The organism is Myxacorys chilensis (genome assembly GCF_059505265.1).
In genome coordinates, this window is sequence record NZ_JCACKG010000149.1 from 45,110 (window position 1) to 71,635 (window position 26,526).

Consider the following 26,526-nt stretch of genomic DNA (forward strand, 5'->3'; position numbering starts at 1 on the left):
TAGCCTTCCTCAATGGCTGCCTATGCTATCACGCTTGGGTTTTAGGGTACGTGGCGAATTTCCCCTAAAAGGGTAGACCGAGTGGCTCCCGTCACCTCCGGGAGATTACCAGGGAAGGTGTGATATCGCCAGTAGGCAAGCACGGCAAACGCGATCGCTTCTTTTAAGTCAGCACTTAGCCCTACGTCATCGGTGGTGATCACCGTAGATTGATCCAGACGCGCTTGAAGGCACTGTTTTAGATAACCATTCCGGCTACCACCTCCACATAGGAGAACCTGATCGGGCAGGCGAGGCAGAAAGGTTTGGTAACTGTGCGCGATCGTTGCAGCAGTAAGGTCAGTCAGCGTTGCCAGAAGATCCGCCGCGTTTAGTTCAGAGGCATCGACTAGGCATTGCGCTAAGTACGCTTGCCCAAAGTGTTCTCGACCAGTCGATTTAGGCGGCGGGGCTTGAAAATAGTCTTGCTCAAGCCAGTGGTCTACAAGCGCTCGATTCGGCGTTCCCGTCGCTGCCCAAGCTCCATTGTCATCAAAGGTTTTTTCGCCGTTCGACAGATGCTGAACCGCGAGATCGAGCAGCATATTCCCAGGTCCAGTATCCCAACCGAGAATCTTGGTTGAATGCTCTGAATTTTTAGCCGGAAGATAAGTGAGATTCCCAATACCCCCAATGTTTTGAACGCAGCGATCGTAGGTCTGATGTCGCAACAAGGCAGCATCAACCGGAGAAACTAAGGGTGCGCCCTCTCCGCCTAGGGCAATGTCTGCAACCCGAAAATTGCTGACGGTTGGAATTTGCGTCAACTGCGCGATCGCGTCTCCTCGCCCAAGCTGCACTGTATACCCAAGCTGTAACCCATTGCTCTTGCGAGGAGGTCGATGAAAGACGGTTTGCCCATGTGAGCCGATCAGGTCAGCCTTGGCATGATTGTTCTGAATTGCAATCGCAGCTTGGGCAAACTGATCGGCAATGCGATCGTCAAGCTCGGCAAGTTCGAGCATTGCGATCGCAGCGCCCCCGCCAATTCTTAAGATCAATTGCTGTAACTCTTCAGGGTAAGGATACGTAGCGCCTTCAATTAGCTCTGCTTGTAGCTCAAATCCAGAGCCAGAAATATCAACGAGAGCCGCATCAATGCCATCAACCGACGTTCCACTAATTAAACCAATTACACGCATAGAACGAGAGAAAAAATGGTTTGTCTCATCATGCCATTCTCTCTATCTCTTGACTCCTTTTTTTATCCAAATAATGCAAATATTGATGTCTTTAAGCAGTCAAAGAAACTGCTGAGTGATCGCCAGAGAAATAACTTTCTATGTGGGTACTGGCTTTCCCGAATCACAATTTGAGTAATCCGATATTTTTTGGCAACATCTGCGATCGCGTGGGCAATATATCGCTAATCATCTCTTGAATACGATCGCTAGCGAATCAGCTTATCCTCAGTTGACCAAGCGTTTTCAGCGAATTCCCATCCGGAATTGCTCCGCTATTTTCTGTATTAAGTCATAACAGCCAATGACAATCGCAACCTTAATCCTTGAGATATGGGATTAGAAATAAACCTATGAAGACGTCACTTTCAGTTCCATTCCCTGCTAAATTATGCTTTACATTTGGTTTAGCGATCGCTCTTCAAATTACAGGCTGTAGTCAATCTCAAACGAGTTCCGCAAAACCATCCTCAACCGACACGAATCGAAATTCTTTAACCACCACACAATTGAATTCTGCTGAAGCATCTCCAGCCAACACGAATCAGAATTCTCCAAACACCACACAGCCGAATTCTGCTGAAGCATCCTCAGCCAACACGAATCAGAATTCTCCAAACATCACACAGCCGAATTCTGCTGAATCGGAAGCATTGGCATCAAAACTCCAGCAAATTACGCAGATTCCGGTTCTATTGCCGAGTGCCGTGCTTGTCGAGGGTCAAATGTATTTTAACGGCACGGCAAGCCGCGATCGCTATGAGGTTAGCTTCGATCACACGAAAGACTGTCATGGGGTAACAGCTTGCAACTTTGGCGGCATTTCGGCTCAACAAGGTAGAGAAATAGAACCAATTTCTGATGAAACTCAAAATCCAAGCAATACAGTTGAGCCAGTCACGTTAGCTAACGGAACACCAGCACAATATAGTAATCAGTGTGGTGCATACTGCACAGCCTCTGTTGCTTGGAAGTCTAACGCTGTGAGGTATGGCGTGTTCATTAAGAACGGACTCAAACCGGATGTATTAGCATTAGCGAACTCTGTACAGACATTCTCTTCACCAAACGTTGAGCCGTTTGCAGGGGGTGTGGGTACGCTCACAACCAGCCAAGACTACAACACTCCGATTAATATCCGAACTGAAGCTAGTACAACCGCAAAGATTCGCCATATTGGATATGCGGGCGATGAAGTAACATTACTGGCTCGCCGCACCGGATCAGACAAGGCGTATTGGTATCAAGTGAAATTTCCAAAATCGGGTGCAACGGGGTGGGTGCGAGGAGATTTTGTCTCCATTGATCTTCAGTCCTAGCCTCAACTGGCTTCCGGCACTGACTTAGCAGCACAAAAGGGAATCGCGTTTTAGAAAATTGCTATCAATAGGTCTTACGCACTGGCAGCAGCTTCTGTAATCGACTTGTTCAGCCGCTATATCCACTATACAAATCCGATGCCAACGAAACATTTTGGTGTGAGTTTTGATTTAGTCTCTATTGCACTGAGCTACATGAACTCTTAAGGATAGGCGGCGCTAGTATAAACTATCTGTACCGTGTCGATCACCGTCTATGAACGCTTGGAAATCGCTGTTGAAGCCCGTCTTGTTGTTCTGCTTGTGCTGTTTTGTCGCCATCAGTTGCGCCCGCTCAACTCCCGACGCCTTCACAACCGAAACAAATCGCCTCACGGTCGGCACAACAGCAACAATTAGCACAATTGATCCGGCGGATGCTTACAGCATTTTTGCAGGTAACTTGCTTTATAACTTGGGTGATCGACTGTATGGCTACAAACTGGGCACAAGCGAATTGCAGCCTCAGCTTGCAACGGCCTTGCCCAAAGTCAGCGCAGATGGATTGACGTACACGATTCCCTTACGGAAAGGAGTTGTGTTTCATGATGGCACTCCATTTAATGCAAAAGCGATGGAGTTTTCGCTTCAACGATTTATTCAGAACGGAGGTTCTCCTGCATTTTTACTATCAGATGCCGTGGATTCGATCGCGGCTACTGGAGCCGATCAACTCACGATCAAATTAAAAAAACCATTTGCGGCGTTTCCATCTCTGTTGGCGTTCTCAGGAGCATGTGCCGTTTCGCCTAACGCTTACCAAATTAAGTCGGGAGACTTTAAGCCAGATGGATTTGTGGGGACAGGTCCTTACAAATTGGTAAAGTATGGAACCGATTCGCTGCGTCTTGATGCGTTTGACCAATATTGGGGAGAAAAGCCTGCCAATCGGGGGGTCAATGTCCAGTTTTTCTCTAGCCCTGCAAACTTGTTCAATGCGTTCCGAACCGGAGCGATCGATGTCGCGTATCAAGGGATGGCACTCGATCAAATTCGCAGTTTGCAAGAAAAGGCGGCTCAGTCAGGCTGGAACGTGATTGAGCAATCGGGTAGCGGTATTAACTATTTGACGATTAATCTCAAGTCTGAGCCGTTGGATAAAGTAGAGGTAAGGCAAGCGATCGCGGCAATCATCGATCGATCGCTGTTGCAGGATCGCGTATTTCAAGGACAGATTAAGCCGCTATATAGCTTAATTCCCGCTACCTTGAAGGAACAAAAACCTGTGTTTCAAACCGAGGGAGATGCGAATACTGAACGAGCAAAGGCATGGCTCACAAAAGCAGGATATTCGGAAGCGAATCCGTTGAAAGTGGAGTTTTGGTATCGTTCTAATGTTGTCACCGATCAGTTAGCTGCCCTCACCTTAAAAGCGATCGCTCAGAAAAGACTAGGTCGATGGATGCAGTTTGATCTCAAAAGCGTCGAATCAACCACAGCCTACAAAAATCTTGATACTGGTGCGTATCCTATGTTCCTGCTGGATTGGACACCCGATTTTCTCGATTCTGACAACTATATCCAACCGTTCATGGAGTGTACAAAAGGATCGAAGGCAGGCTGTGAAGAGGGAGCGAGCGCGTCTCAAGGGTCGTATTACTATAGCGATCGCGTCAACACTCTAATTGATCAGAGCCGACAAGAGCGAAACCCAGAAGTCCGCAACAAGCTATTTGCTGAACTACAAATGATTTTAATGCAGGACGTTCCGTTTATCCCACTGTGGCAAAACAAGGATTACTTGTTTGTGCAAAAGAATATACAAGGAGCAACACTAGAAGTCACGCAAAAGGTTCCATTTTCAGTTATGAAAAAAGCTTAGCGGTATAAATTAAATTTGCATCAGAAAAGATTAGAGAATTTAAGCGCTAGTCAAGGTAATTTTCGCGATCGCTCGACGATTATCCCCGCTCTTTGGTTTCACCATCCCTCTAAAGACTTGAAAATTCGATCTTCAGTAGAATTGGCGTCAACTCCAGGCTGTTTAGTGCCGACTTCTAGCTGCCTTACACCCAGATTGTGTCTCTTTTTCCTCAAAAGAAATGCTAAGAAACCGTAATAGATGCAACAGAGCGAAACCCGATAAAGTGTAGAGAGAAAGCTTCGTTAAAAATGCTCCTTCCACTGTTTCGACTGTGATTTTCTGGTCAAGCTTGCTCACTTCACTTACTCAGTACCCGATCGCATCTACGTCTCCAAGCGTGCTGATGAACGTTGCGATCGTAGCCCTCTGGCTACTCCTCATTGGCTTACTGGCAGAAGGCGTAAACCGCTACACTCAAGCGGGCACAGAAATTGTTCGTAAAGTGGTTCACATTGGAACCGGAAACGTCATTCTATTTGCGTGGCTACTCAAAATTCCGATGTGGGTCGGCGTTGTGGCTTCAGTTTTCTTTAGCGCGATCGCGCTGTTATCGTACTATGTACCCATTTTGCCAAGCATCAACGGCGTCGGTCGCAAGAGTTTGGGGACATTTTTCTATGCAGTGAGCATTGGCGTCTTAGTCGCCTGGTTTTGGACATTAAACCTGCCTCAATTTGCTGCGATCGGAATCTTAGTAATGACCTGGGGAGATGGTTTCGCTGCACTAGTCGGGCAGCGCTTTGGACGCCATCCCTATTGGTTATGGGACATGAAGAAAAGCTGGGAAGGCTCGCTCACGATGGCGGCCATTAGTTTCTTAGTGAGCCTAATTATTTTGATTGCAACCCAAGGAAATCTTTGGCAAGCGTGGTTCATCTCGTTCGTGATCGCGATCGTAGCTGCAACCCTAGAAGCCTTCTCCAAATTTGGCATTGACAATCTGACTGTACCCATTGGCAGTGCTGCTGTTGGCCTCTTCTTGAGCCAGTTTCTATTTATCTAACAAAGTAGAAAAATTGTTGTCTTCTGTCCATTGGATGACTGATCAATCGCACCACTACCGCTAGACTGATAAAAACCTCCAATTAGAAACTTTCGTAATTTCTGCCAAGTCCTTTGTTTCAAGACTTGTAACCGCCGGACATTCACCCCGACTGTCTTCTACTCTGAAACTATGACCTCTACCGTGCAGCCCTCTAGCTCTTCCTCTTCCCTAGAGGAACTTACGCTTCCAATTCAGCCCGATTCCAAGCAGCTAGATAACATCAAAGCTCAATTGGATCTGATTTTGCTGGCACTCGAAGCGATCGCAAGCATCAGTTCCGAAGCCATGCTCCAAGCCGCCACCGATCTTAAACTTGAATCCATGATCAGTGATCGTGTGTCGTTGTGGCGACTGCGTCAATCGAGTCCATTGAGAAAGGGGCAAGGCGGACGCAAAAAGTTAGATGTAGACGAAGCACGCGCCTTGACCCTGATCATTTGCCATCTTGCCAAACAGCACAACGAACTCATTCGTCGAGCCGTCGCGCTTTTAGAACAGATGACAGAACAAAACCGCGAACCTCACCAAGCCGCTCTACTAGGAAACTATTTAGATGCCTTCCACAACACTTACCAAGACCGCATGGAAGATGGCGAAATTATTCCGACTGAATCGCTTACAAACTTAGCGCTAAAGCTGCTAATTGATTTATTGTTTTACGGAAGCAATCATGGAGTCCGGCGTCTCTGGTTAACCTTACTAGAGCGATCGCTCGGAGCATAGCAGAGCGGCTTGCTCTCGTCTGCTCCAATTCCCTTATGCTTCCCTAACTGCTCTTTTTGCCGCATTCAACAGTGAACCCATGTCCTCTGCAACCTCAGTTTTAAGACGGTATACGCCGCCCACCTGCACTCTAGAGATCGCAGCCAACAATTCTCCCCTCTCTCGTTGGATGGGGCAGTCTGCGCTGAAGAATGTCCGCTTCAAACTCAGCTTTGACGATCCGCGAGTTAGTGAAGATCGATGGGTTGCCGTTCGCGGCGATCGCAACCAGCTTCAAGCCCTATGTGATGCAGTAACCAGCTACGTTCAAAGGTTCTTGCATCAGTCCTCTAACTTCATCACACAGCGCGAAAGCTTGAGCAATGGTGCAGTTGCCGCTCCCCAAAGCTTTGTTGGGTCAGATGGGCAGCCTTTTGAATCTCAGAGCAATACCGCAGGCATCTACCTCGAACCCAAGGGCATGTTGTCCCACGAACTACACTTAGGTAGCCTTGCCACCGAGGAGTCAGGTTCCACCATTCAACTGAGTGCTGTCCAACTTGCCGATTTAGCAACCGCACTCGATGAATACGCGGCGGACGTAACGGCTATTCCCACCTTAAATAGACCCAGTTGGGCAAGCACTTCTCCCGCTTGGGGCAAGATTGCCGCCGTATCGCTCGTCGCGATCGGGTTGACTACTACCGCCGTCCGCTTGCTCGATCGACAACCTGATCCCCAAACGGCTTCCAGCCAAGGTGCAAGCAGTGCCGATCAGCGTCTAGCCGTTCAGCCCTTACCGAGTAGTCCTCAGCCATCCTCTTCCCTTACACTGCCAAGTCTACCGACTACAACCGTTCCTTTACCATCGCTAGAAAATAGTCCGCCCTCGGCTCCAACAGCTCCAGAAAATTTGCCGAAATTCAAAGTCGAGCAGAAAGCACCAGAAGGAGCACAATCAGGAATTCAACTTCCCGTTCGAGAAGCTCCAGAAGGATCTGTTCAAGTTGCACCGATTCCCGATCAAACGGCAAGTGGTGCTCAAGCGCCTCAAGTGGTAGCTAAAGCCCCTCCAGCTGCTCGATCGATCGCTAAAGACCCGGACGGTGATCCGCTTCCCCTTGGTTCAGAACCCAGCAACAGTTCTGCTGCTAGTATTCAAGGGGCTGGAGCAGCCAACGATCGCCCTCAGTTGCCGAGTGTCCGCGATGCTGCAAGACAGGCTTCTCCTGAGACTGCGAAAACTCAAGTTGACGAACTTAAGACTTACTTCACGTCTCGTTGGCAAGCGCCCAAAGAATTGCCTGATGATATTCAGTTCGTTCTGACCTTGGCACCAGATGGCTCCCTGCAAGCGGTTGAGCCAGTCGGACCAAATGCAACTCTATACCGCGATCGCGCTTCTATTCCTGCTCTTGGAGAAGTCATCGCTACGCCCAATCCCAATGGGCAAGAAACGAAAGTTCGGCTGCTTCTCAAAACAAATGGCACCGTGCAAACGCTGCCTGAGTAAACGAGTCAAAGTCACGCCGCCTTAACAACAAAACAGGGATCGATATCAGCCGATCCCTGTTTAATTAGATTAGTTGATTAGACCAAGCTTACTGAAGCAGTCCCGACTCTAATTCACCTCCAAGGACAGCGCGAAGTTTTCCGTTCTCGGTGAGGATACTTCAATCACGTATTTTCCTTCCATCGGTAATCGTCCTTGCCAATCGCGAGAACCGGTTGAGCTTCCACCGATCCGCTGACCATTCGGCGCAATCACCGCGAAGCGTAACTCTGAAGGAACTGCGCTACGCGCCACGCCCCCTTTTAATGCCCGGACTGCCATCACTTGTCGAGTCCTGGCTTCAAGCAGGTAACGCCGAATCCGGTTCGCCCGAATATCTCCTGTTACCGTTGTGGAGGCTTTGCCTCGTTCAAACTTCACCAGTTGAGTGTCCGAGTATGGAGAATTAGAGATTGGCGTAATGGCAACATCCATAGAATAGGCACCTGAGCCATTCACCTCAATGATGTACTCTTCATCAGCCGGCAATTGTCCAGTCCAACTGTGGCTTCGGTAAGCGGAACTATTGATCGCTTGTCCGTTGGCACGCAGCAGATTCATCTCTACTCCTGCTCCGTCTAGCGTGACGGTCATAATTTGCCCCTGAGCCGCTTCAATGTAGTAGGGCTGCATATTTCTGTCTTGCAAATTTCCCTGCTCCACAGACGAAATTGCGCCAGGTTCAAATTCGATTTTTTTGGGCTGCCCATTGCTGACGAGTGGGCGAGAATTGTCTCCATTTTTTCCAGCCTCCACACCAATCGCTTGAGCGCTGCCACGGGGAGAAGTCACCTTAAACAAATGCGCTCCGATTCCTGTGGCAATGAGTAGACTCGCTGCGATCGCGAGTCCCGGCGTAAGCCCTCTCTTACGAGGTAATCCTTGAGATTCTGACGGTTTAATCATGGTACGTGGCGGATCTGAAGATCCACTGTTGGAATGAGTAGAACCCATAAACAGCTTTGTCTTGAGGGTCGTAATGATGGCTGAATCGCTGATATCTCTTGCAGCAGGGGCAATATCTCGGTCAACAGAGGATGCTATCGCAGGGCTAAGTAGAGTTGACTTGACTTCACCTTCAATCCAAGGCTGTAGGTCTGCCCAAACATCCTCTGCTGACTGATAGCGATCGCCCGGATGCAGCGCCAACATTTTCTGCACTACAGTTGCTAACCCCTCACTCATTTGCGTGTAAGGTTGCCATTGCCAAGTCAGCGTTTGGCTGTCAAGCAAACTTTGTGGCTCCCGACCTGTCAGCAGCACTAAACAGGACGCTCCCAAGGCATAAATATCGCTGTGAGGCGAAACGTTACCCGTCTGCAACTGCTCCGGCGGAGCATATCCGACTTTTCCTACACGCGTAATTGTGGAAATGATGGGCCAATGACTCGCAGCTTCTTTGACCGATCCAAAGTCAATCAAAACAGGTAACTTGGCGTTGAACGTATCTGCACCACCGATCTCATAAGAGTCGTTAGAGATTTGGAGAATAATATTGTCAGGTGAAATATCCCGGTGAATGATGCCGGAGTTATGCAAGTAACTCAGTACTGGCAGAAGGTGTTTAAGCAGGTAAAGAATTTCTGTCTCCGAAAAGGTTTGACCACGTTGTTTCCGTCCTTGTAGCAGGGTGCGATAGGTCTGCCCTTTCACAAAATCTTGTGCTAAGAAAAGCCGTTGCTCATGCTCAAATGCAGCCCAGAATCGAGGAATTTGAGCATGCTGAATCTGATGAAGGGTGCTTGCTTCACGCTGAAACAGGATTTTGGCTTTGTCAATGAGAGCATCATCCTGATAGGGAACCGTAAATTCCTTCAAAACACATGGCTCGTTAAATCGCTCTTGATCGATCGCAAGGTAAGTTCGACCAAATCCACCCTGTCCTAAAACTTGCTTGATCAAGTAGCGCTGTCTAAGGAGCGTTCCTGTCGGAATTGAAGTCACCATTTCGGGTCGCATAGCTTCGGAGAGCAGTAACAATTAATCAATAAATCACTGTAATTATTGTTACTTAAAGATACGGATTAGACCTATGGGGCTTGACCCCTCAATTGAAAAAAGCTAGACGCTCAGAACTCTTGTGATACAAGTCTCCTAGAACATGTGACAACGATCACACTCAATGGATTTTGTCCTAAGTAGTTGTTGATTTAAGAAAATTAACATACGAGAAATTAGCTAAATCTACTGAAAAAAAGTTGTTTGCTAAAGTTTTTTTGTTGCTCAGTTTCGAGAGCATCTAATTCTTATGAATTACCAATTTTCAGAGGATTAAACTTAAATCAGTGTCTCAACTTGAGAACTATGAAATAGAAGGTTGAGTGCGTAATTCAAATTGCCTTTCCTATCTAAAATTACTGACTGATCCTGTACTGCTGCATCTCACTCCCCAGACAGAAGAATAGCGAAAGGCAAAAAATTACAAATTTATGTAAACAGATTTCCGTTGGACTGCTATCTTGACTCACCTTTAAAGTTAAGCGAAACTGACAGTTAGTCGAGACGCACTCCTATCAATTACTAAGTTCTGTGACGCTTTGAATAGATACAGCTGGATTGCTTTATGAGAAATGAACAGTACTCTGAATGGGTCTTTGCTCGTTTTTCTTCGATCCGGTTTCTGTTGTTGTTTTTTAGAAACAGGTTATCCTAGGCAACCAGCATGGAAACGTTAGAGTTTGTGATTTATCCAGATGGTCGAGTTCAGGAGAAAGTAACTGGCATTGTTGGAGCCTCTTGCGAAGAGGTGACAGCTGCGATCGAGGCACAACTTGGTCGAGTCATTGCTCAAGAACCAACGTCTGAATACTTTGCTCAACAACCGGTGCAGCAGTCTGAAACCGTTAACACTCAAGCAACCTTTAGCGATTGGTAGTTTTTTGATCGATTGCAGTTAAACTTCGTAGCGATTGCCATGTCACACTTTAGCCAAATTAAAACCCAAATTCGAAATCTTCCTTCTTTAAAAGCTGCCCTAGACGATCTAGGCGTAGACTGGAAAACCGGTCCTCGCGATGTTCGAGGTTATCGCGGACAGACCCAGACTGCCGAAGTTGTTGTCGAACAAGACAACGGCTACGATGTTGGGTTTGCCTGGAATGGTCATGAGTACGAGTTGGTCGCCGATTTGCAATTTTGGAAGCAAAGCAGCTCGGTTGATCGCTTTCTCAGCAAAGTTACCCAGCGCTATGCTTACCACACGATCGTCAATGAAGGTTCTCACAAGGGCTTTCAGGTTGCTGAGCAAAAGACCAATCAAGATGGATCAATTCGTTTAGTCCTGCAACGCTGGAGTGCATAATGCTTGACCCCTCCCAACAGTACAACTCTGCAGATGAGCCAAATTCTGACTCCGATCGCACCGGTTTGGAGCCGGAGTTGGGTGGCTTCTTAAGAGACGCTCAAGATCGCTCTGGTTTGGAGCCTGAGTTGGGAGGTCTTTTAAGGCAAAAGGGCGTCTATGTTGATGAATTGGTCTGTATTGGCTGCAAGCACTGCGCCCACGTTGCTCGAAACACCTTTTATATCGAGCCAGACTACGGGCGTTCTCGTGTAATCAGTCAAGACAGCGACTCCGAAGAATTGATTCAGGAGGCGATCGATACTTGTCCTGTTGATTGTATTCACTGGATTGAGTACACAAAGCTCAAGCAGCTAGAAGACGATCGTAAGTACCAGGTTATGCCCGTTGTTGGCTTTCCGGTCGAGCAGGCAATGATTGCCACTAATCGACGACGACAAAAATTAGCACCTAAGCGGAAGCAATAAAACTAATTGTTTAATTTTATTTCAAAAAGCTTTAGCAAATAACCTTTGCTAAAGCTTTTTTATTTCGGTGTTCGATAGTGGTGCAGACCTGTAGCTTCCAGGCCGTGTTGTGAAGACGCCGTTGGTCGGGTCTTTTTTACAAGAACGATGCGCCCTATAACTACAGGTTCAGCCATAGATCTATACCACTACCCCTTATTCCTTCGTTTCTACAGAGACGTCTTGTTCTAATGAAGGTTGATTATCTGTTACCGAAGCGTGTGCCACGAACGGTAAATGCGCTCCTTTCAGTCCCCGTAAGATTCGCTCTGGCGTCTCTTCAAGCACCACAAATAGAGGATAGATTTTGTCTGCGCCTTCATTCAAAATATGCTGATAGCGCGGTGGCAGAACCCACTCGTAGTCCTTACCCAACAAAACTTGCGTGTGTCGCCATCGTCCTAGGAACTCTGAGAAGTCCTCGTCGGGACGATGAATGAAAATAAAGATTTCTTTTCCGGTTTTAATTTTCCATTCCGGATCACACATTAGAATTGCGAGTTCACACGGCAGCAGTGTAGATTCTGCAGAGGCCACTCCATTTGCTGATCCGGTTGGATGACGAATCCGAGCGATCGGTAAAGGAATCGTAATCACGCTTTCTTCTGGGCGACGCATACTCGGCAACATTTCCAAGTAAGCCCGGTAGTGTTTGAGGAGCGCGATCGCAGCTAGGGCTCGGCTGTACGTGGCAAGTAGTTCCTCGTAGTGAATTTTTTGAGTGGTCATTTTTCAATTCAATCTGAGATTTAGAACCTTAATACCCTTAATACAAGTAGTCAGAAGCACTAAGCTCGTCTTAGCTTCGTTGTGCTTCTGACTCTAGTGAGAATGGCAAGAATTGAGATACTACTTTAGTGGCATCTCGACTAGTGGGCTAACTTAGCCGAGCTTCTCAAACACCTTGAACATCGGCAGATACATCGCAAGCAGGATGCTACCTACCATAATTCCAATGACTAAAATCATGATTGGTTCCATGATGCTCGTGAGCGCTTTGACCGCCTGTTCCACTTCATCTTCATAAAAATCGGCCACTTTCATCAGCATCTTATCGATTTCTCCTGTTTCCTCCCCAATGCTGATCATTTGGATCGCCATCATAGGGAAGACTTGCTCTTTCTGGAGTGCAATGCTGATCATGCCGCCTGTTTGAATCTCTCGGCGTGCCTCATCGATCGCATTGGCCACAACCTGATTTCCAGCCGTATCGCGCACAATTTCCAAACACGTCAAAATTGGCACGCCAGAGCGAGTCAGTGCGCCAAAGGTGCGGCAAAAGCGAGCGGTTGCTGTTTTTTGAATCAAATCGCCAAATAGCGGCATTTTTAAGAAAAAGCGATCCATTGTTTCACGCCCCACCCGAGTGCTGTAGTAGCGCTTGTAGACAAACATGACGATCGGAATCAGAATTACGATGATGACGGCTTTTGGACTCCGCAAGAACTCGCTGATGTTCAGCATCGCTTGAGTGAAGGCAGGCAAATCCGTTCCAATTTGCTTAAAAATCCCGGCGAAAATAGGAATCAAGAAGATCGTCATGGCTAGAAAAATAATCAGCGCCAGCGACCCAACTACCACTGGATAGGTCATGGCTGACTTAATTTGGTTCTGTAACCGCGCTACATCTTCAAGCAGTTTGGCCAGTCGGTTCAGTACTTCATCCAGTACACCCCCCGTTTCACCCGCTTGAACCATGCTGACATACAAACCATCGAAGCATTGGGGGTGCTTTCTCATGGCATCAGAGAGATTGGTTCCTTGCTGAACCTCACTACTGATGTCCATCAGCGCCGCTTTTAATTTGGGATTGGTACACTGCTCAGACAGAACTCCCAATCCTCGTACCATCGCCACACCCGCATTGACCAATACTGCAAACTGACGCGAGAAAACGGCTTTATCTTTTACAGAAACTTTGACCATTGAAGTCTGAAATTTCTTCAGATCCAGACCAGATCCTTTATTTTCTTGAAGATCCTGTACAAAAAGACCCTGATCCCGCAGAGCCGTTCTTGCATCTCCTAGAGACTCGGCCGTCACTTTTTCTTTTCTGGCGTTTCCTTTGGCATCTCGAACACGGGCAACGTAAGTAGGCATAGTCTAGCTCTGAATGAAGAATGAAACGGAAAGCAAGATGTTTAGGTAGCGATCGCTACTGCGGGAAACTTTTTCTTACAACAAAAGAATGAATCGACATTTTGATTTCGGTGCAAAAGCAATTTTTAATACCTAGAGCGAGAAGAGAATTGGCTTCTGTTGAGTAATGACACTTTAATTAGAAGCCGATCCTTCATCTACTTAACGTTTAACGCCCGCATTAGAAGTGGCTGGAGCTCCTCCAATCAGACGTTGGAGTTCGTCAGGGCGAGACGTTTTAGACATCGCTGCCTCAAAGCTGATAGTTCCAGCCTTGTAGAGATCTGCCAACACTTTTTCTAACGTCTGCATTCCTAACTTTCCGCCCGTCTGAATCGCAGAGTAGACTTGTGCCGTCTTGCCTTCTCGAATAAGGTTAGAGATGGCAGGCGTCACAATCATCATTTCTTGTGCCATCACTCGACCGTACTCTCCTGGTTTCGGGTTTTTCTTCGGAACCAACGTTTGGCTAAATACCGCAACGAGCGAGTTAGAAAGCTGTACTCGAACTTGAGTTTGACGTTCAGACGGAAATACGTCGATCATCCGGTCAACGGTTTGAGCCGCAGAACTGGTGTGCAGCGTTCCAAATACTAAGTGACCAGTTTCAGCCGCAGAAATCGCGAGAGAAATTGTTTCTAGGTCACGCATTTCACCCACAAGAATAATATCTGGGTCTTCCCGCAGAGCGGCTTTCAGAGCGTTTGCAAAGCTCTTCGTATCTTCTCCCAACTGGCGCTGGTGAACTAAACTTTTGATCGGTTCATACACAAACTCGATCGGATCTTCAACGGTCAGAATATGCTCTGCACGGGTGCGGTTAATCAAATCAATCATTGCCGCTAAAGTGGTTGTCTTACCAGATCCTGTAGGACCTGTAACCAGAATTAAGCCTCTCGGTTTTTCTGCCATTTCCCGCACGACATCAGGCAATCCCAACTTCTCAAAGTTAGGAATCTTAGAACTGAGCGCACGTAGACAGGCGGCGTAGGTTCCCCGGTCTTTGTACACATTGACCCGAAAGCGGGCTAATCCTCGGACGCCGTAAGAACAGTCAAGCTCCCAGTTTTGCTCTAAGTTTTTACGCTGCGTGTTGTTTAGCATACTGAAAATGAGCCGCTGACATTCTTCAGCACTCAGTGCTTGATCGTTGATCGGCTTAAGATGTCCGCTAATTCGGAAATAGGGGGGCAATCCAGCGGTTAAGTGTAGGTCAGAGCCACCCATCTCAATGAGTTGCTCCATCAAATCTTCAATCATTAATTCCATGCGGCTCACTCCGTTAGTGCTTAGAAAATAGGGATTAGAAAAATTTGCTTGGAAGAATTGGTCGATTAGCGCAGAGTGCAATCTGAAAGCAGTGCAATGGGAAATTTGCCACTTCGGAACCTAGTCTGCCCAGCGATCGCTCTGCAAGCTCCAAAGGATCGCTCCGCAAGCTCCAAAGGATCGCTCCGCAGGCTCTCAAAACAGATAGAGGTTGCTAAGTTGGGAGGAGTAATGTGCGATCTTGAACTATCGAAGCGGCTAATCTTGAAAGCGAGGCGTCATGCAGTAGGGACAATCAAGCCATTCTTGATTGAGTTCTGCACTACAGCACCGACAGGTCAGTGAGGTCTTCCGTTTAGCTCTCAGTTCAGCTTCTAAACCTGTATCCGTAAAGGTCACCCGTTCAATTTCCTCTAGCGTAGATAGTCCTTCACGAACTAAATTCATGCTGTAGGCAAGCAAGGTCTGCATTCCTTCTTCGACTGCAGCCTCCTTAATTTGCTCGGTGGGCGCTCCTTGGTTGATTAGGGTTTGTAAGCGTTCGGTGACTCGCATCACTTCATAGACGCCTAGTCGTCCTTTGTATCCGACTCCAGCGCATTTCTCGCAAAGCTGATTCCTCGCCCGTGCTTCCTGAATTTCGTGGGTGTGCAGCGTGTTGGCTTTGTAGAGGGTTAACTGACTGTCGCGAGAACTGGTTAAGCCAAATCGAGACAGTTCTTCTGAACTAGGAGTGTAGGACACGCGGCACTGATCGCAGACTCGGCGCACAAGACGCTGAGCGACCACACCTACCAAAGCACCGGAAACCATGAAGGGTTCAACCCCCATTTCGTCAAGACGCGCGATCGCACCCGCCGCATCGTTCGTGTGTAAGGTGGTTAACACTAGGTGTCCGGTTAACGCCGCTTCGATAGCGGTTTTAGCCGTTTCCTTATCGCGTGTCTCACCGACTAGAATCACGTCCGGATCTTGTCGCAGGAAAGCTCTCAAGATCGCCGCGAAATCCATTCCCTTCTCTCGAATCACCTGCACCTGAGTCAGACCAGGGAGAGAATACTCGATCGGGTCTTCGGCGGTGCTGATATTAACGCCGGGATCGTTGCGTTCTGCTAAGGCTGAGTAGAGCGTCGTTGTTTTACCAGACCCCGTAGGACCTGTAACCAGAATCAGCCCGAAGGGACGCTTCACCATGTCTTGAACGGTTTCGAGAGAGGCGCGATCGGTGATTAGCTTATCAAGACCCAGTTGAGTCGAGGAATTATCCAGAATTCGGAGAACGACTTTTTCGCCATAGCGACTCGGCAAAGTATTGACCCGAAAATCGACCTTGCGACCGTCGTAGATGCGTCGAATCCGACCGTCTTGCGGCACTCGGCGTTCTGCGATATCAAGTTGCGAGATGATTTTGAAGCGGGCAATGACAGCAGGAATAATCTTCTTGGGAAAGGGATCAAACGCTTCTCGCAACACGCCATCCTTGCGGAAGCGAATGCGGAGAAATTCTTCTTGTGGCTCGACGTGAATATCGGAAACGCCCATCTGAAGGGCTTTGATCAGAACTTTGTTAACCAACGCGATAATGGGAGCCGCGTCCGCATCGGCAGAGGCATCTAAGTCAACCTCGTTATCGCTATCGTCTGCTTCTCCGAGAGCTTCTAACCCCTCTAAATCCGATTTGACATCGACTCTCGACTGCTCCTCTAGCTGGCGATCGCGGGCGATGCGATCGTCGAGGTAGCTCGACATTAGCCGTTGATAGTCTTCCAGAGTAATGACCAGTCGCTGCAACCCCAAGCCTTTTGGACGCAAGATGCGATTTAACTCGTCTTGGGCGGCAAGATTGTCCGGATCAACCATTGCCACCAACAAGAAAGGCGGCTGAGAATCCCCTTGCGCTAGAGGAACCAGGTTATAGCGACGGCACAGTTCGATCGGAATAAGGTTGTCAATCAGTTGACCAACTTGATTCTCAGAAACTTGATTAATCTCCGGATCGAGCGATTCAACCCCATATAGGATTTTGAGTTCAAACAGTTGTTGCTTCTTATACTGCCGTAGCAAATCTGGAGGAAGCTGCTGTCCAGTTAATGCCTCTAAAACGGCTGTAAGCGGTCTTCCTGACTTCCGACTATCAATAAGCGCTTGGTGCATTTGCTCATTGTTGACATACCCAGATTGAATCAGTTGATTTCCAAAGTGAGAAAAATTGTTTTGAACGACAAGCGCTCGCCGCTGAGAAGAGAAGTTAGTCATAGCTGATGAACGAAGGATGTCCTCGTAGGTGAATATTCCCTAAAAGGTTTGAAAAGACTCGTTCACCAGCAGAATTGAATTCACCAGAACTTTAAGAAGGCTCTCCGTAGTACGGTCCGGTTATGGGTGTCACCCCTGAAGCGCCATGCAGCACTGCTCTTTACAAAGCAACCTGACTTCGAGTTGCACTAGGTCAAAATGTTGCCAGCAGGATATGATGCTTAACGGCTTGATCAGACAGTAGCGACTTGAGACAATTCGCTAGGATAAGTGAAGGATTAGCCAAAGCTGGCGTTGTTTACAGGGGATTAGCGCAACAATGATCGAGGAAGAAAAGCAAATAGACTCCACTCAACCCTCTCCAGAAGCGTCTGGACTAGATGAGGCTCAAGCAACCACGGTTGAGACGACCACAGAATCTGCAGATGCTTCTGCTGGGACTCAGCCTGAAAGCACATCTCAAGAAACCGCTGCCTCCGTCGAAACGGATGATACTGACTATGAAGCCGCGTTTATGGAACTTCGCTCGAACTATGCGGCTAAAGAGCGAGAGATAGAAGCTCTCAAAGTGCAATCTGAAGACCGCAATAGCCAATATATGAGAATTGCAGCGGATTTCGAGAATTTTCGGAGACGCACTCAAAAAGAGAAAGAAGATCTGGAACAGCAAATTAAGTGCAACACCGTGAATGAGTTGCTGCCGGTCGTAGATAACTTTGAGCGGGCGCGATCGCACATTAAACCCCAAACTGATGCAGAAATGGGCATTCACAAGAGCTACCAAGGTGTCTACAAAGACATGGTGGATCGCCTCAAAAAAATTGGCGTCGCTCCCATGCGAGCAGAAGGCAAGGAGTTTGACCCGAACCTGCATGAAGCCGTGATGCGAGAACCGACCAACGAATATGCAGAAGGCATGGTGGTGGAAGAACTCGTGCGGGGGTACATGCTTGGCGATCGCGTGTTGCGCCATGCGATGGTCAAAGTCGCCGCTCCTACAGAAGAGACGTCAGCGGCCGAGCCAGAACTTGATGCTTAAATGACTGCTCCGCTCTGCGTGGCTACGAGGAGATGCGGCGATTTTATGTGATTTTACGCACGAAGGTACGGAGTATAACGAACACTGACGGTGGGAACGTTATGAAAAATCTGAATAGGGGAACCTTCGGATTAAGCAGTTAGTTTACGGAGCTTACTTACGTATAGCTAATTTGCTGATATTTACGTTACATCGGATTGCAGTTCACCCGCGTATCTTCTATCGCCGCAAGCTATGGGAAAAGTCATTGGTATCGACTTAGGCACGACCAACAGTTGTGTTGCTGTTTTGGAGGGCGGTCAACCCGTTATTATTGCCAACTCTGAAGGGGGACGGACAACTCCCAGTATTGTAGGGTTTGGTAAAGCAGGCGAGCGACTTGTTGGTCAGCTTGCCAAGCGTCAAGCTGTTACCAATGCAGAGAATACTGTTTTTAGTATCAAACGCTTTATTGGACGGCGTTGGGAAGATACCGAGATCGAGCGATCACGGGTTCCCTATAACTGTGTCAGGGGCAAAGACGATACCGTTGATGTGCAGATTCGAGGACGCCACTACACGCCTCAAGAAATTTCAGCGATGGTACTGCAAAAGCTGAAGCAGGACGCTGAAAACTATTTGGGCGAATCTGTGACGCAAGCGGTAATCACCGTTCCAGCTTACTTTAGCGATGCTCAGCGTCAAGCCACTAAAGATGCTGGAACGATCGCTGGCTTAGAAGTCCTGCGGATCATCAATGAACCAACGGCTGCTGCCTTAGCTTATGGATTAGAGAAGCAAGATCAAGATCAGTGCGTTCTGGTGTTCGACTTGGGAGGAGGAACGTTTGATGTCTCTATCCTTCAGTTAGGAGACGGGGTTTTTGAAGTCAAAGCAACGTCCGGAAATAACCATTTGGGCGGCGACGACTTTGATGCGTGTCTCGTACAGTGGATGAGTGACGCTTTCAAGCAGCAGGAAGGCGTTAATTTAGCTAGCGACAAGATGGCACTGCAACGGCTGCGAGAGGCAGCAGAGAAAGCCAAAATTGAACTATCTGGAACGCTTAGTACTACCATCAATCTACCGTTTATCACGGCAGATGAGACCGGACCCAAACACTTAGAAGCAGAGTTGACTCGCGCCAAATTTGAAGAGTTGGTGGGCAAGTTGATTCAGGCAACGCTCGACCCGATGGAACAGGCCCTGAAAGACGCCGCCCTAACAACCGAAGATATCGATCGCATCATTTTAGTAGGCGGTTCTACTCGAATTCCAGCCGTTCAAGACGCGCTGCGAACCTTTTTTAATGGCAGAACGCCCGATCGCTCCGTCAATCCAGATGAAGCGGTGGCATTAGGGGCTGCCATTCAAGCGGGTGTGTTGGGGGGAGAAGTCAAAGACTTGCTGCTACTAGATGTAACGCCCCTCTCGCTCGGAATCGAGACCTTGGGAGAGGTGTTTACCCGAATCATGGATCGCAATACCACGATTCCAACCAGCAAAACTCAGGTGTTCTCAACCGCAACGGATGGGCAAACGTCGGTTGAAATTCATGCCTTGCAGGGTGAGCGGGCGATGGCAAGAGATAACAAGAGTCTTGGCAAGTTTCAATTGACCGGCATTCCGCCTGCGCCGAGGGGGATACCGCAAATTGAAGTGTCGTTTGAGATCGATGCAAACGGAATTCTTAAAGTTTCGGCTCGGGACAAAGGAACTGGACGCGCTCAAGGCATTGAGATCAGCAACACCGGCGGTTTGAGCACCAGTGAGATTGAGCGGATGCGTCAAGAGTCTGAGCTTTATGCCGATGAAGACGAACGGCGCAAGCGGCTAGTCGAACTGAAGAATCAGGCCGATACGCTGTTCTACAGTTACGAGACCACAATGCGCGACAATTCTGAATTCATCAACAATGAGCTTAAAGTGCAGGCAAACGAAAAAGTTGCAGGACTGAAAGCCGCGATCGCTGATCCAAAAATCAGCATTGAGGACATGAAAGACCGTCTCGATGCCCTCCAGCAGACTCTGTTTACGATTGGATCGGCTGTGTATCAGGGCGTCGGGTCTGATGGCGCAACCGCTACTCCAAAATCACGAGTGGCGTTTGATGACGAAACTCTATCTGCAGAACGTGCCCATCTCGACTTTGAAGAAGATGCAACCGTGACCGCAGATTATGAGGCAGTTGATTAAATGAGAATGTTAGGGTATTAGATATAGGGTTGTTTGGGAAAGTTTACTGAGCCTTCAACCCCAAACTCCCGAACCTTTAGCCCCCTTACCCCCACCTAGCAGCAGTCTATGGCTCGTGACTTTTACGAAATTCTCGGCGTTTCGCGAGATGCAGATAAAGAAGACCTCAAGCAAGCTTACCGTCGCTTAGCTCGTAAGTATCACCCCGATGTCAATAAAGAAGAGGGTGCAGAGGATCGGTTTAAAGAAATTAATCGCGCCTATGAGGTGCTGTCTGAACCCGAAACGCGTGCTCAGTACGATCGCTTTGGCGAAGCAGGCATTGGTGCGGGTGCGGGCTTCCAAGACTTCGGAGATATGGGCGGCTTTGCCGATATCTTTGAAAGTTTCTTTAGCGGCTTTTCGGGTGGCGCACCCGGCACTCAAACTCGGCGGCGCGGTGGCCCGGTGCGCGGGGATGATCTGAGGCTCGATCTGAAGCTCGACTTTCGAGAAGCCGTGTTTGGGGGCGAAAAAGAAATTCGGATTAGTCACTTAGAGACCTGTACTACGTGTAGTGGAAGCGGAGCAAAACCGGGAACTCGTCCTCGCACCTGTTCGACCTGTACAGGTTCAGGCCAGGTTCGCCGTGCCACCCGCACTCCGTTTGGCAGTTTTACTCAAGTTTCAGTCTGTCCGACCTGTAACGGAACGGGACAAGTGATTGAAGATAAGTGCGAAGTGTGTGGCGGCAACGGACAACGCCAGGAAACGAAGAAACTGAAGATCTCAATCCCAGCGGGGGTTGATAATGGAACTCGGCTTCGGGTTTCAGGTGAAGGCGATGCGGGACAACGCAGCGGTCCCTCAGGGGATCTGTATGTGTATCTGTTCATCAACGATGATCCTGAGTTTCGTCGCGAGGGAATCAACGTTCTGTCAGATGTGAAAATTAGTTATTTGCAAGCCATTCTTGGGTCTCGCATCGAAGTGAACACGGTAGACGGGGCAGAAGAACTGACAATCCCGGCGGGAACGCAGCCAAATACGGTTTTAACATTGGAGAATAAAGGCGTTCCTAAGTTGGGCAATCCGGTCAGTCGTGGCAATCATCTGATTACCGTGTCGGTTGATATCCCAACCAAAGTTGGGACGGAAGAGCGGGAATTGCTTGAGAAATTGGCAAAGATTCGCGGCGATCGCATCGGTAAAGGCGGTGTTGAAGGCTTTATTGGAAAGATATTTGGCGGATGAGTACTTCAAATTCAACTCCTGACGCGCAAATGGATTTGCGAGGCACCCCTTGCCCGATCAATTTTGTGCGAACCAAGCTCAAGCTAGAACAGATGCCCTCCGGCTCACTGCTAGAAGTGTGGCTCGATCCGGGAGAACCGATCGAGCAAGTTCCTGACAGCTTAACGATGGAAGGCTATCAGATTGAGAGCATTGACGATCGCAAAGAGTTCTTTGCGATCAAAGTGCGTTGCTAAGCCTCACCCCTGGTCAATCTATGAGTTTTGAGGCAGAAGACGTTAGTAAGGTTCTTGCTGAGGATCAACACCCGCTCTCAGAGCCATTTGAGGGAACCGTTCTAGCTGTTCAAGCGAATTACTATTGGGTGCGACTGGCGAGCGATCAAGCAGCCCCTAGTTCGATGCTGTTATGTACTCGACGAACGCGCTTGAAGAAGATCGGACAGCGCGTAATAGTGGGCGATCGCGTTTATGTCGAAGAACCTGATTGGGCAGGAGGACGGGGAGCCATTTCGCAGGTCGCACCGAGGCAATCGGAATTAGATCGCCCTCCAATCGCGAATGTTGACCAAATTCTGCTCGTGTTTGCGCTTGCCGAACCCACAATCGAACCCTATCAACTCAGTCGATTTCTGGTAAAAGCAGAATCGACTGGGCTAGAGGTGTGTCTCTGCCTCAGTAAAAGCGATCTTGCAGCCGTGACTCAGCAAGAGCAGTGGCGCGATCGCTTATCTAGCTGGGGCTATGAAGCGACCTTAATTAGCGTCCGCAAAGGGATAGGAGTGACAGAATTGGCTCAGCGCTTGAGCCAGAAGATTACCGTTGCCTCCGGTCCGTCGGGCGTTGGCAAGTCTAGTTTGATTAACCAACTGATTCCTGACGTTGATTTACGAGTGAATGCGGTTTCTGGAAAACTGGCTCGGGGTCGCCACACAACTCGACACGTTGAATTGTTTGAACTGCCAATGGGCGGTCTCCTTGCCGACACCCCCGGATTTAATCAACCGGATCTGTTTGTTGCGCCGCAAGATCTGGCGGGTTACTTTCCGGAAATCAGGCACAAATTAGCCGAGGCGACCTGTCAGTTTAACGATTGCTGGCATCGCGACGAGCCGGGATGCGTCGTGCGCGGAGAGTGGGAGCGCTATGAACATTACCTAGATTTTTTAGATGACGCGATCGCGTATCAAACCAATCTGAACCAACAGAGCGATCGCGATGAGGTGCTGAAGCTTAAGACTAAACGCAAGGGAACCCAGTATGAAGCGCGATTAGACCCCAAAAAGTATCGTCAGGAGTCGCGGCGATCGCAGCAACAGTCTCTTCAAAAACTAACCGATGACATGCAAAGCCTGATGGAGAACGAAGACAACGAAGACTGAATCTGTCCTAAATCAGCTAAAGCCCTCTAGGGTCAAGAGGGTAGAAAGAATTCAAGAGGTATAGAGAAAATGGGATATTTTACAACATCCCATTCTGCTTTTATTTATTTGCTGAAGGAGTAGATGGCTGCTCGGCGGTACGCGGATATTGCACGTCCACAAAGCCTAATTCAAGCAACTGCTGATAGGATTTCTTGCCCAAATCGCGCGTTGGTTGCTGACTTCGGATGATTTGAACAAGTAGCGGAACTGCTAATTCCGGTTGGTTCATGGCACGATGCACTAATGCCAATTGGTAGGTCGCCTGATCCCGCATTTGAGCCGTTTCTAGCGCTTTCTTGCGCTGGCTGTCTGCCACCCGAATATCAATTCCAGAAAAGCTAGTGGCTAGTTCTTGGTAGAAGTTAGACAACTGATTGTAGACTTGACGAGCATCTTGCAGTTTCTTCAACGCTAACGGGTAGTTTTGGGCAGAAACCGCTCGCTCGGCATCGCTCATTAGGCGTTGCCCGCCCTGCAAGCTTAAAAGACTGTCTGTTTGCGACAGAGGACGCGAACCACTAGGGTCATTGGGATCGATCGGTTGTGCCTGATTCGCACCCGACGGCAGTTTCGGCGTTTGGGCGCTAACAGACTGAGTTAGCACCAGACTCAGGATTGAAAGTGCAATCAAGCCTGAAGTACGAAGGTGACGAACAGTTCCAGAATCAATCATGAAAACTAGACCGTATTTCAGTAGTGGGTAATTAAACTTCAGGTATCTTATCACTAGCTAAAACACTTCTGAAATTGAATCGTTAATCTTACCAAACTAAAGAGCTAATTCTTTCTTCAAACACAAATTCAAAGTTTTGATTTCAGCACGATTGAAGTATCAAACATCTACCGTATTTGTAGATCATTCTCTAACTTGCATCGCCTGGCAGCTTTGACTCTTAGCTGTTTTCAACTCTCAATCGTACAATCGGGAACAAATAGAATGTTGTGACTGTCAATAATAAGCACCAATAAATCTATTCATCATACGGTCTTCGATTTTCAATGCATTGCTAGAAGATCGAGCGGTTTTTGCTGAGCAAAATTTTGGTTTGGCATTCTAAGAACGGTGCGATCGCTGTTAATTATTTGGATTGTGATAGCAACGATCGCAAAACAGCTTTGTTGAGTTGGAGTTTAGTTTTGTGCGTCCCTTCTGATCGCTTCCTCAATCGCTCGAAAGGAATTTATTCAAGATTTGTTCAACAGTTAGTTAAAAACCGTGAAGGAGAGATAGCTGTTGAAAATCAAACACTCTTGTGCAGACTAAACTGGTGGGAGCGTGTACGTAGGACGCTGAGCCATAGACCGCTATCTAGAGAATTGCTATGACCAATCAGCCGACGCCAGAGAATGGAGCAGGAAATGCCAAGATTTCAGCCGAAAATCGAGGTAGCATCCTTCAGCGAGGAGGCGAAGAACTATTACTCGAAAAAATAGACGATCGCTTTGCTGTAAATGCGACCTCAAAGGAAGCCGCTTGGGATTTGGCAAACCATTTTCCGGCAGAACGAAAGGTGGGAATAGCTCCGCCCAAATTGACAGAATTTAGGGTCGATCCAGGGCAATCAGCTCAGGTGATGCAAGAGATTCGTGCTTTGGATCAGGTGAATTATGCAAGCCATATTTATCAATTCAAAGATAATCCCGGATCTCAGGTGTATCTGACCAATCAGATTACGATTCAATTTGCGCCTCAAGTCAGCGCCGACACGGTCGCAGCGATCGCACAAGAATTTGGTTTAGAGCAAGTCAAACCTATTCCTAGTATTCCGAATACTTTTGTCTTTCAACTCACCTCTAGCGCCACCGAAAATCCGGTCAAGCTCACCAATCGCCTGATTACGCGGCAAGGCATTCTCACCGCCGAGCCGAATATTATTGTCCGTCAGCAATCGCACTATCGCCCCCAAGATTCTCTGTATTCAAAGCAATGGTATCTCAATCACAGCGGCGGCTCTGATTTGGCTTCCGGGTCTCATGTGTTTGCAGAACAAGCCTGGGAAATGACGCGGGGCAGTCGCGCGATCGCGGTGGCAATTATGGACGATGGCGTTGATCTCAATCACCCCGATTTCCAGGGACTCGGCAAAATTGTTGCGCCGCGAGACTTTAAGGGAAAAGATTTTCTACCCACTCCTGATGAAACAAATGAAGACCACGGTACGGCTTGCGCAGGCGTTGCCGTGGCAGAAGAAAACGGCTATGGCGTCGTTGGGGCGGCTCCTGAGTGCGCCTTGATGCCGATTCGCACAACTGGTTTTTTGGATGATGAGACGATCGAGGAATTGTTCGGTTGGGCAGTCGATCGGGGTGCGTCTGTCATTTCGTGTAGTTGGGGTCCGAGCGCGGTTTACTATCCGCCGTCTTTGAGACAAAAAGCGGCAATTACTCGGGCTGCCACCGCCGGACGAGACGGAAAAGGCTGCGTGATCGTCTTCGCCGCTGGTAACGCCAACCGTCCGACGAATGGAACTGTGAATGAATCCGGTTGGCAGAACAACGCGATTAGCGGAGCCACAAAGTGGTTGGGCGGCTTTACCGCACATCCTGACGTGATTGCTGTTTCTGCTTGCACCAGTTTGAATAAAAAAGCGGCATATAGCAATTGGGGCGCGGAGATTTCGGTCTGTGCGCCCAGCAATAATGCGGCTCCAGGGTTAGGATTGCCGAATTTAGGGTACGTTTACACACCGCCGCAAATTCGGGTTCCCCTGCGGGGATTAGGCGTGTTTACAGCCGATCGCGTTGAGGATAGAGGCTACGATCGCACTAACTTTACCTCTGGTTTTGGCGGAACATCCAGTGCCTGTCCGCTCGTGGCGGGAGTCGCGGCGTTAGTGCTTTCTGCCAATCCAGAGTTAACCGCGCAGGACGTTCGACAAATCTTGCAGCAAACAGCAGATAAAATTATTGATACGGATGCTGATCCACAGTTAGGGTTACGCAAAGGAACATACGAATCAAATGGTCGCTGTGATTGGTTTGGGTATGGTAAGGTGAACGCTGCAAAAGCCGTTCAAGCGGCAGTGCAACGACGATCACCACTGTCGCCAACCCGCTCGGTTTCAGCCCAAGTTTTAACTCCAACTGCCATTCCCGATAATAATGCTGGCGGGTTGATTAGCGTTCTTCAAATCAATGATTCGGCAACCATCCGGGACATTCAAATCAGTGTAGGAATCGATCACACTTACCTTGGAGATATTGAAGTCAGCTTAATCTCTCCAGTAGGAACGGTCGTTTTGTTGCAAGGCCGGACATTGGGACGAAGAACTCAACTACAAGCGGTCTACACCGTGCAGACGACACCGACACTGAGACGATTGTTAGGACAAAGCGCTGGAGGACGCTGGCAGCTGCGAGTTGTTGATGCGATCGCAAACGATACCGGAACCCTCAATTTCTGGAAACTGACGTTGGGCGTGTGAGCTAATTCTAATAAAGCGG

21 protein-coding genes are annotated in these 26,526 nt (G+C 48.4%); 14 read left to right on the plus strand and 7 right to left on the minus strand.

Annotated features, from left to right (window positions below):
- Nucleotides 1-41 precede the first annotated feature (41 nt).
- Nucleotides 42-1,181 carry an anhydro-N-acetylmuramic acid kinase gene (locus AC5JLB_RS10970; RefSeq protein WP_495873868.1) on the minus strand — a complete coding sequence of 380 codons (1,140 nt, stop codon included), beginning with the start codon at nt 1,179-1,181 and terminating at the stop codon, nt 42-44.
- A 392-nt stretch (nt 1,182-1,573) separates the two neighbouring features.
- On the opposite strand from AC5JLB_RS10970, the gene AC5JLB_RS10975 reads away from it, so the two are divergent.
- The 5 genes from AC5JLB_RS10975 to AC5JLB_RS10995 all read left to right on the plus strand — a co-directional run bounded on the left by AC5JLB_RS10975 (nt 1,574) and on the right by AC5JLB_RS10995 (nt 7,702).
- The gene (locus AC5JLB_RS10975) at nt 1,574-2,539 is read left to right on the plus strand and encodes an SH3 domain-containing protein (RefSeq protein ID WP_495873869.1); all 966 of its coding nucleotides are present in this window, start codon (nt 1,574-1,576) and stop codon (nt 2,537-2,539) included.
- 256 nt (nt 2,540-2,795) lie between these two features.
- Entirely contained in the window at nt 2,796-4,400 is a 1,605-nt protein-coding gene (locus AC5JLB_RS10980; protein ID WP_495873870.1) for an ABC transporter substrate-binding protein, read from the plus strand.
- Nucleotides 4,401-4,731: 331 nt separating this feature from the next.
- Nucleotides 4,732-5,445, plus strand: coding sequence for a diacylglycerol/polyprenol kinase family protein (locus tag AC5JLB_RS10985; RefSeq protein ID WP_495873871.1), 714 nt, complete (start codon nt 4,732-4,734; stop codon nt 5,443-5,445).
- 171 nt (nt 5,446-5,616) lie between these two features.
- Nucleotides 5,617-6,210 (plus strand): DUF3038 domain-containing protein, encoded by a 594-nt coding sequence (locus AC5JLB_RS10990; RefSeq protein WP_495873872.1) that lies wholly within the window; start codon nt 5,617-5,619, stop codon nt 6,208-6,210.
- Nucleotides 6,211-6,289: 79 nt separating this feature from the next.
- Nucleotides 6,290-7,702: a DUF4335 domain-containing protein gene (locus AC5JLB_RS10995; protein WP_495873873.1), complete on the plus strand. Its 1,413-nt coding sequence runs from the start codon at nt 6,290-6,292 to the stop codon at nt 7,700-7,702.
- A 108-nt stretch (nt 7,703-7,810) separates the two neighbouring features.
- On the opposite strand, the gene AC5JLB_RS11000 is transcribed toward AC5JLB_RS10995, so the two are convergent.
- Nucleotides 7,811-9,688: a protein kinase domain-containing protein gene (locus AC5JLB_RS11000; protein ID WP_495873874.1), complete on the minus strand. Its 1,878-nt coding sequence runs from the start codon at nt 9,686-9,688 to the stop codon at nt 7,811-7,813.
- A gap of 715 nt (nt 9,689-10,403) precedes the next feature.
- Between AC5JLB_RS11000 and AC5JLB_RS11005 the strand changes: the two genes are divergently transcribed.
- The 3 genes from AC5JLB_RS11005 to AC5JLB_RS11015 are packed head-to-tail and all read left to right on the plus strand — an operon-like array spanning nt 10,404 to nt 11,509.
- Nucleotides 10,404-10,616 carry a DUF2997 domain-containing protein gene (locus tag AC5JLB_RS11005; RefSeq protein WP_495873875.1) on the plus strand — a complete coding sequence of 71 codons (213 nt, stop codon included), beginning with the start codon at nt 10,404-10,406 and terminating at the stop codon, nt 10,614-10,616.
- A 39-nt stretch (nt 10,617-10,655) separates the two neighbouring features.
- A complete protein-coding gene (locus AC5JLB_RS11010; RefSeq protein WP_495873876.1) occupies nt 10,656-11,042 on the plus strand; it encodes a DUF1257 domain-containing protein in 387 nt (128 codons plus the stop codon).
- Entirely contained in the window at nt 11,042-11,509 is a 468-nt protein-coding gene (locus AC5JLB_RS11015) for a ferredoxin (protein WP_495873877.1), read from the plus strand. The genes AC5JLB_RS11010 and AC5JLB_RS11015 overlap by 1 nt, the downstream gene beginning before the upstream one ends.
- Before the next feature lie 195 nt (nt 11,510-11,704).
- On the opposite strand, the gene AC5JLB_RS11020 is transcribed toward AC5JLB_RS11015, so the two are convergent.
- The 4 genes from AC5JLB_RS11020 to AC5JLB_RS11035 form a co-directional block, all read right to left on the minus strand.
- The gene (locus AC5JLB_RS11020) at nt 11,705-12,277 is read right to left on the minus strand and encodes a hypothetical protein (protein ID WP_495873878.1); all 573 of its coding nucleotides are present in this window, start codon (nt 12,275-12,277) and stop codon (nt 11,705-11,707) included.
- 153 nt (nt 12,278-12,430) lie between these two features.
- Nucleotides 12,431-13,648: a type II secretion system F family protein gene (locus AC5JLB_RS11025; protein WP_495873879.1), complete on the minus strand. Its 1,218-nt coding sequence runs from the start codon at nt 13,646-13,648 to the stop codon at nt 12,431-12,433.
- Nucleotides 13,649-13,849: 201 nt separating this feature from the next.
- The gene (locus tag AC5JLB_RS11030) at nt 13,850-14,956 is read right to left on the minus strand and encodes a type IV pilus twitching motility protein PilT (RefSeq protein ID WP_495873880.1); all 1,107 of its coding nucleotides are present in this window, start codon (nt 14,954-14,956) and stop codon (nt 13,850-13,852) included.
- 258 nt (nt 14,957-15,214) lie between these two features.
- A complete protein-coding gene (locus AC5JLB_RS11035) occupies nt 15,215-17,212 on the minus strand; it encodes a GspE/PulE family protein (RefSeq protein WP_495873881.1) in 1,998 nt (665 codons plus the stop codon).
- A gap of 319 nt (nt 17,213-17,531) precedes the next feature.
- Between AC5JLB_RS11035 and grpE the strand changes: the two genes are divergently transcribed.
- From grpE to rsgA, 5 genes are all read left to right on the plus strand, one after another.
- Nucleotides 17,532-18,251: a nucleotide exchange factor GrpE gene (gene grpE, locus AC5JLB_RS11040; RefSeq protein ID WP_495873882.1), complete on the plus strand. Its 720-nt coding sequence runs from the start codon at nt 17,532-17,534 to the stop codon at nt 18,249-18,251.
- A gap of 234 nt (nt 18,252-18,485) precedes the next feature.
- Nucleotides 18,486-20,426 carry a molecular chaperone DnaK gene (gene dnaK / locus AC5JLB_RS11045; protein WP_495873883.1) on the plus strand — a complete coding sequence of 647 codons (1,941 nt, stop codon included), beginning with the start codon at nt 18,486-18,488 and terminating at the stop codon, nt 20,424-20,426.
- A gap of 108 nt (nt 20,427-20,534) precedes the next feature.
- Complete coding sequence (gene dnaJ / locus AC5JLB_RS11050; protein WP_495873884.1) at nt 20,535-21,659, plus strand: molecular chaperone DnaJ; 1,125 nt, start codon at nt 20,535-20,537, stop codon at nt 21,657-21,659.
- Nucleotides 21,656-21,895: a sulfurtransferase TusA family protein gene (locus tag AC5JLB_RS11055; RefSeq protein WP_495873885.1), complete on the plus strand. Its 240-nt coding sequence runs from the start codon at nt 21,656-21,658 to the stop codon at nt 21,893-21,895. Before dnaJ ends, AC5JLB_RS11055 begins: the two co-directional genes overlap by 4 nt.
- Before the next feature lie 20 nt (nt 21,896-21,915).
- Complete coding sequence (gene rsgA / locus AC5JLB_RS11060) at nt 21,916-23,040, plus strand: small ribosomal subunit biogenesis GTPase RsgA (protein ID WP_495873886.1); 1,125 nt, start codon at nt 21,916-21,918, stop codon at nt 23,038-23,040.
- Nucleotides 23,041-23,140: 100 nt separating this feature from the next.
- On the opposite strand, the gene AC5JLB_RS11065 is transcribed toward rsgA, so the two are convergent.
- Nucleotides 23,141-23,755, minus strand: coding sequence for a hypothetical protein (locus AC5JLB_RS11065; protein ID WP_495873887.1), 615 nt, complete (start codon nt 23,753-23,755; stop codon nt 23,141-23,143).
- A 649-nt stretch (nt 23,756-24,404) separates the two neighbouring features.
- On the opposite strand from AC5JLB_RS11065, the gene AC5JLB_RS11070 reads away from it, so the two are divergent.
- The gene (locus AC5JLB_RS11070) at nt 24,405-26,507 is read left to right on the plus strand and encodes a S8 family serine peptidase (protein ID WP_495873888.1); all 2,103 of its coding nucleotides are present in this window, start codon (nt 24,405-24,407) and stop codon (nt 26,505-26,507) included.
- Nucleotides 26,508-26,526: the final 19 nt, after the last annotated feature.

What these genes read in the sequence shown, in the direction of transcription:
- AC5JLB_RS11055 (WP_495873885.1), top strand. Translation starts at nt 21,656, where the DNA reads ATGAGTACTTCAAATTCAACTCCTGACGCGCAAATGGATTTGCGAGGC.
- AC5JLB_RS11035 (WP_495873881.1), bottom strand. Translation starts at nt 17,212, where the DNA reads ATGACTAACTTCTCTTCTCAGCGGCGAGCGCTTGTCGTTCAAAACAAT.
- AC5JLB_RS11015 (WP_495873877.1), top strand. Translation starts at nt 11,042, where the DNA reads ATGCTTGACCCCTCCCAACAGTACAACTCTGCAGATGAGCCAAATTCT.
- AC5JLB_RS10990 (WP_495873872.1), top strand. Translation starts at nt 5,617, where the DNA reads ATGACCTCTACCGTGCAGCCCTCTAGCTCTTCCTCTTCCCTAGAGGAA.
- AC5JLB_RS11070 (WP_495873888.1), top strand. Translation starts at nt 24,405, where the DNA reads ATGACCAATCAGCCGACGCCAGAGAATGGAGCAGGAAATGCCAAGATT.
- AC5JLB_RS10975 (WP_495873869.1), top strand. Translation starts at nt 1,574, where the DNA reads ATGAAGACGTCACTTTCAGTTCCATTCCCTGCTAAATTATGCTTTACA.
- AC5JLB_RS11010 (WP_495873876.1), top strand. Translation starts at nt 10,656, where the DNA reads ATGTCACACTTTAGCCAAATTAAAACCCAAATTCGAAATCTTCCTTCT.
- dnaK (WP_495873883.1), top strand. Translation starts at nt 18,486, where the DNA reads ATGGGAAAAGTCATTGGTATCGACTTAGGCACGACCAACAGTTGTGTT.
- AC5JLB_RS11065 (WP_495873887.1), bottom strand. Translation starts at nt 23,755, where the DNA reads ATGATTGATTCTGGAACTGTTCGTCACCTTCGTACTTCAGGCTTGATT.
- AC5JLB_RS11030 (WP_495873880.1), bottom strand. Translation starts at nt 14,956, where the DNA reads ATGGAATTAATGATTGAAGATTTGATGGAGCAACTCATTGAGATGGGT.
- AC5JLB_RS10995 (WP_495873873.1), top strand. Translation starts at nt 6,290, where the DNA reads ATGTCCTCTGCAACCTCAGTTTTAAGACGGTATACGCCGCCCACCTGC.
- AC5JLB_RS10980 (WP_495873870.1), top strand. Translation starts at nt 2,796, where the DNA reads ATGAACGCTTGGAAATCGCTGTTGAAGCCCGTCTTGTTGTTCTGCTTG.
- AC5JLB_RS11000 (WP_495873874.1), bottom strand. Translation starts at nt 9,688, where the DNA reads ATGGTGACTTCAATTCCGACAGGAACGCTCCTTAGACAGCGCTACTTG.
- grpE (WP_495873882.1), top strand. Translation starts at nt 17,532, where the DNA reads ATGATCGAGGAAGAAAAGCAAATAGACTCCACTCAACCCTCTCCAGAA.
- rsgA (WP_495873886.1), top strand. Translation starts at nt 21,916, where the DNA reads ATGAGTTTTGAGGCAGAAGACGTTAGTAAGGTTCTTGCTGAGGATCAA.
- AC5JLB_RS10970 (WP_495873868.1), bottom strand. Translation starts at nt 1,181, where the DNA reads ATGCGTGTAATTGGTTTAATTAGTGGAACGTCGGTTGATGGCATTGAT.
- dnaJ (WP_495873884.1), top strand. Translation starts at nt 20,535, where the DNA reads ATGGCTCGTGACTTTTACGAAATTCTCGGCGTTTCGCGAGATGCAGAT.
- AC5JLB_RS11005 (WP_495873875.1), top strand. Translation starts at nt 10,404, where the DNA reads ATGGAAACGTTAGAGTTTGTGATTTATCCAGATGGTCGAGTTCAGGAG.
- AC5JLB_RS11025 (WP_495873879.1), bottom strand. Translation starts at nt 13,648, where the DNA reads ATGCCTACTTACGTTGCCCGTGTTCGAGATGCCAAAGGAAACGCCAGA.
- AC5JLB_RS11020 (WP_495873878.1), bottom strand. Translation starts at nt 12,277, where the DNA reads ATGACCACTCAAAAAATTCACTACGAGGAACTACTTGCCACGTACAGC.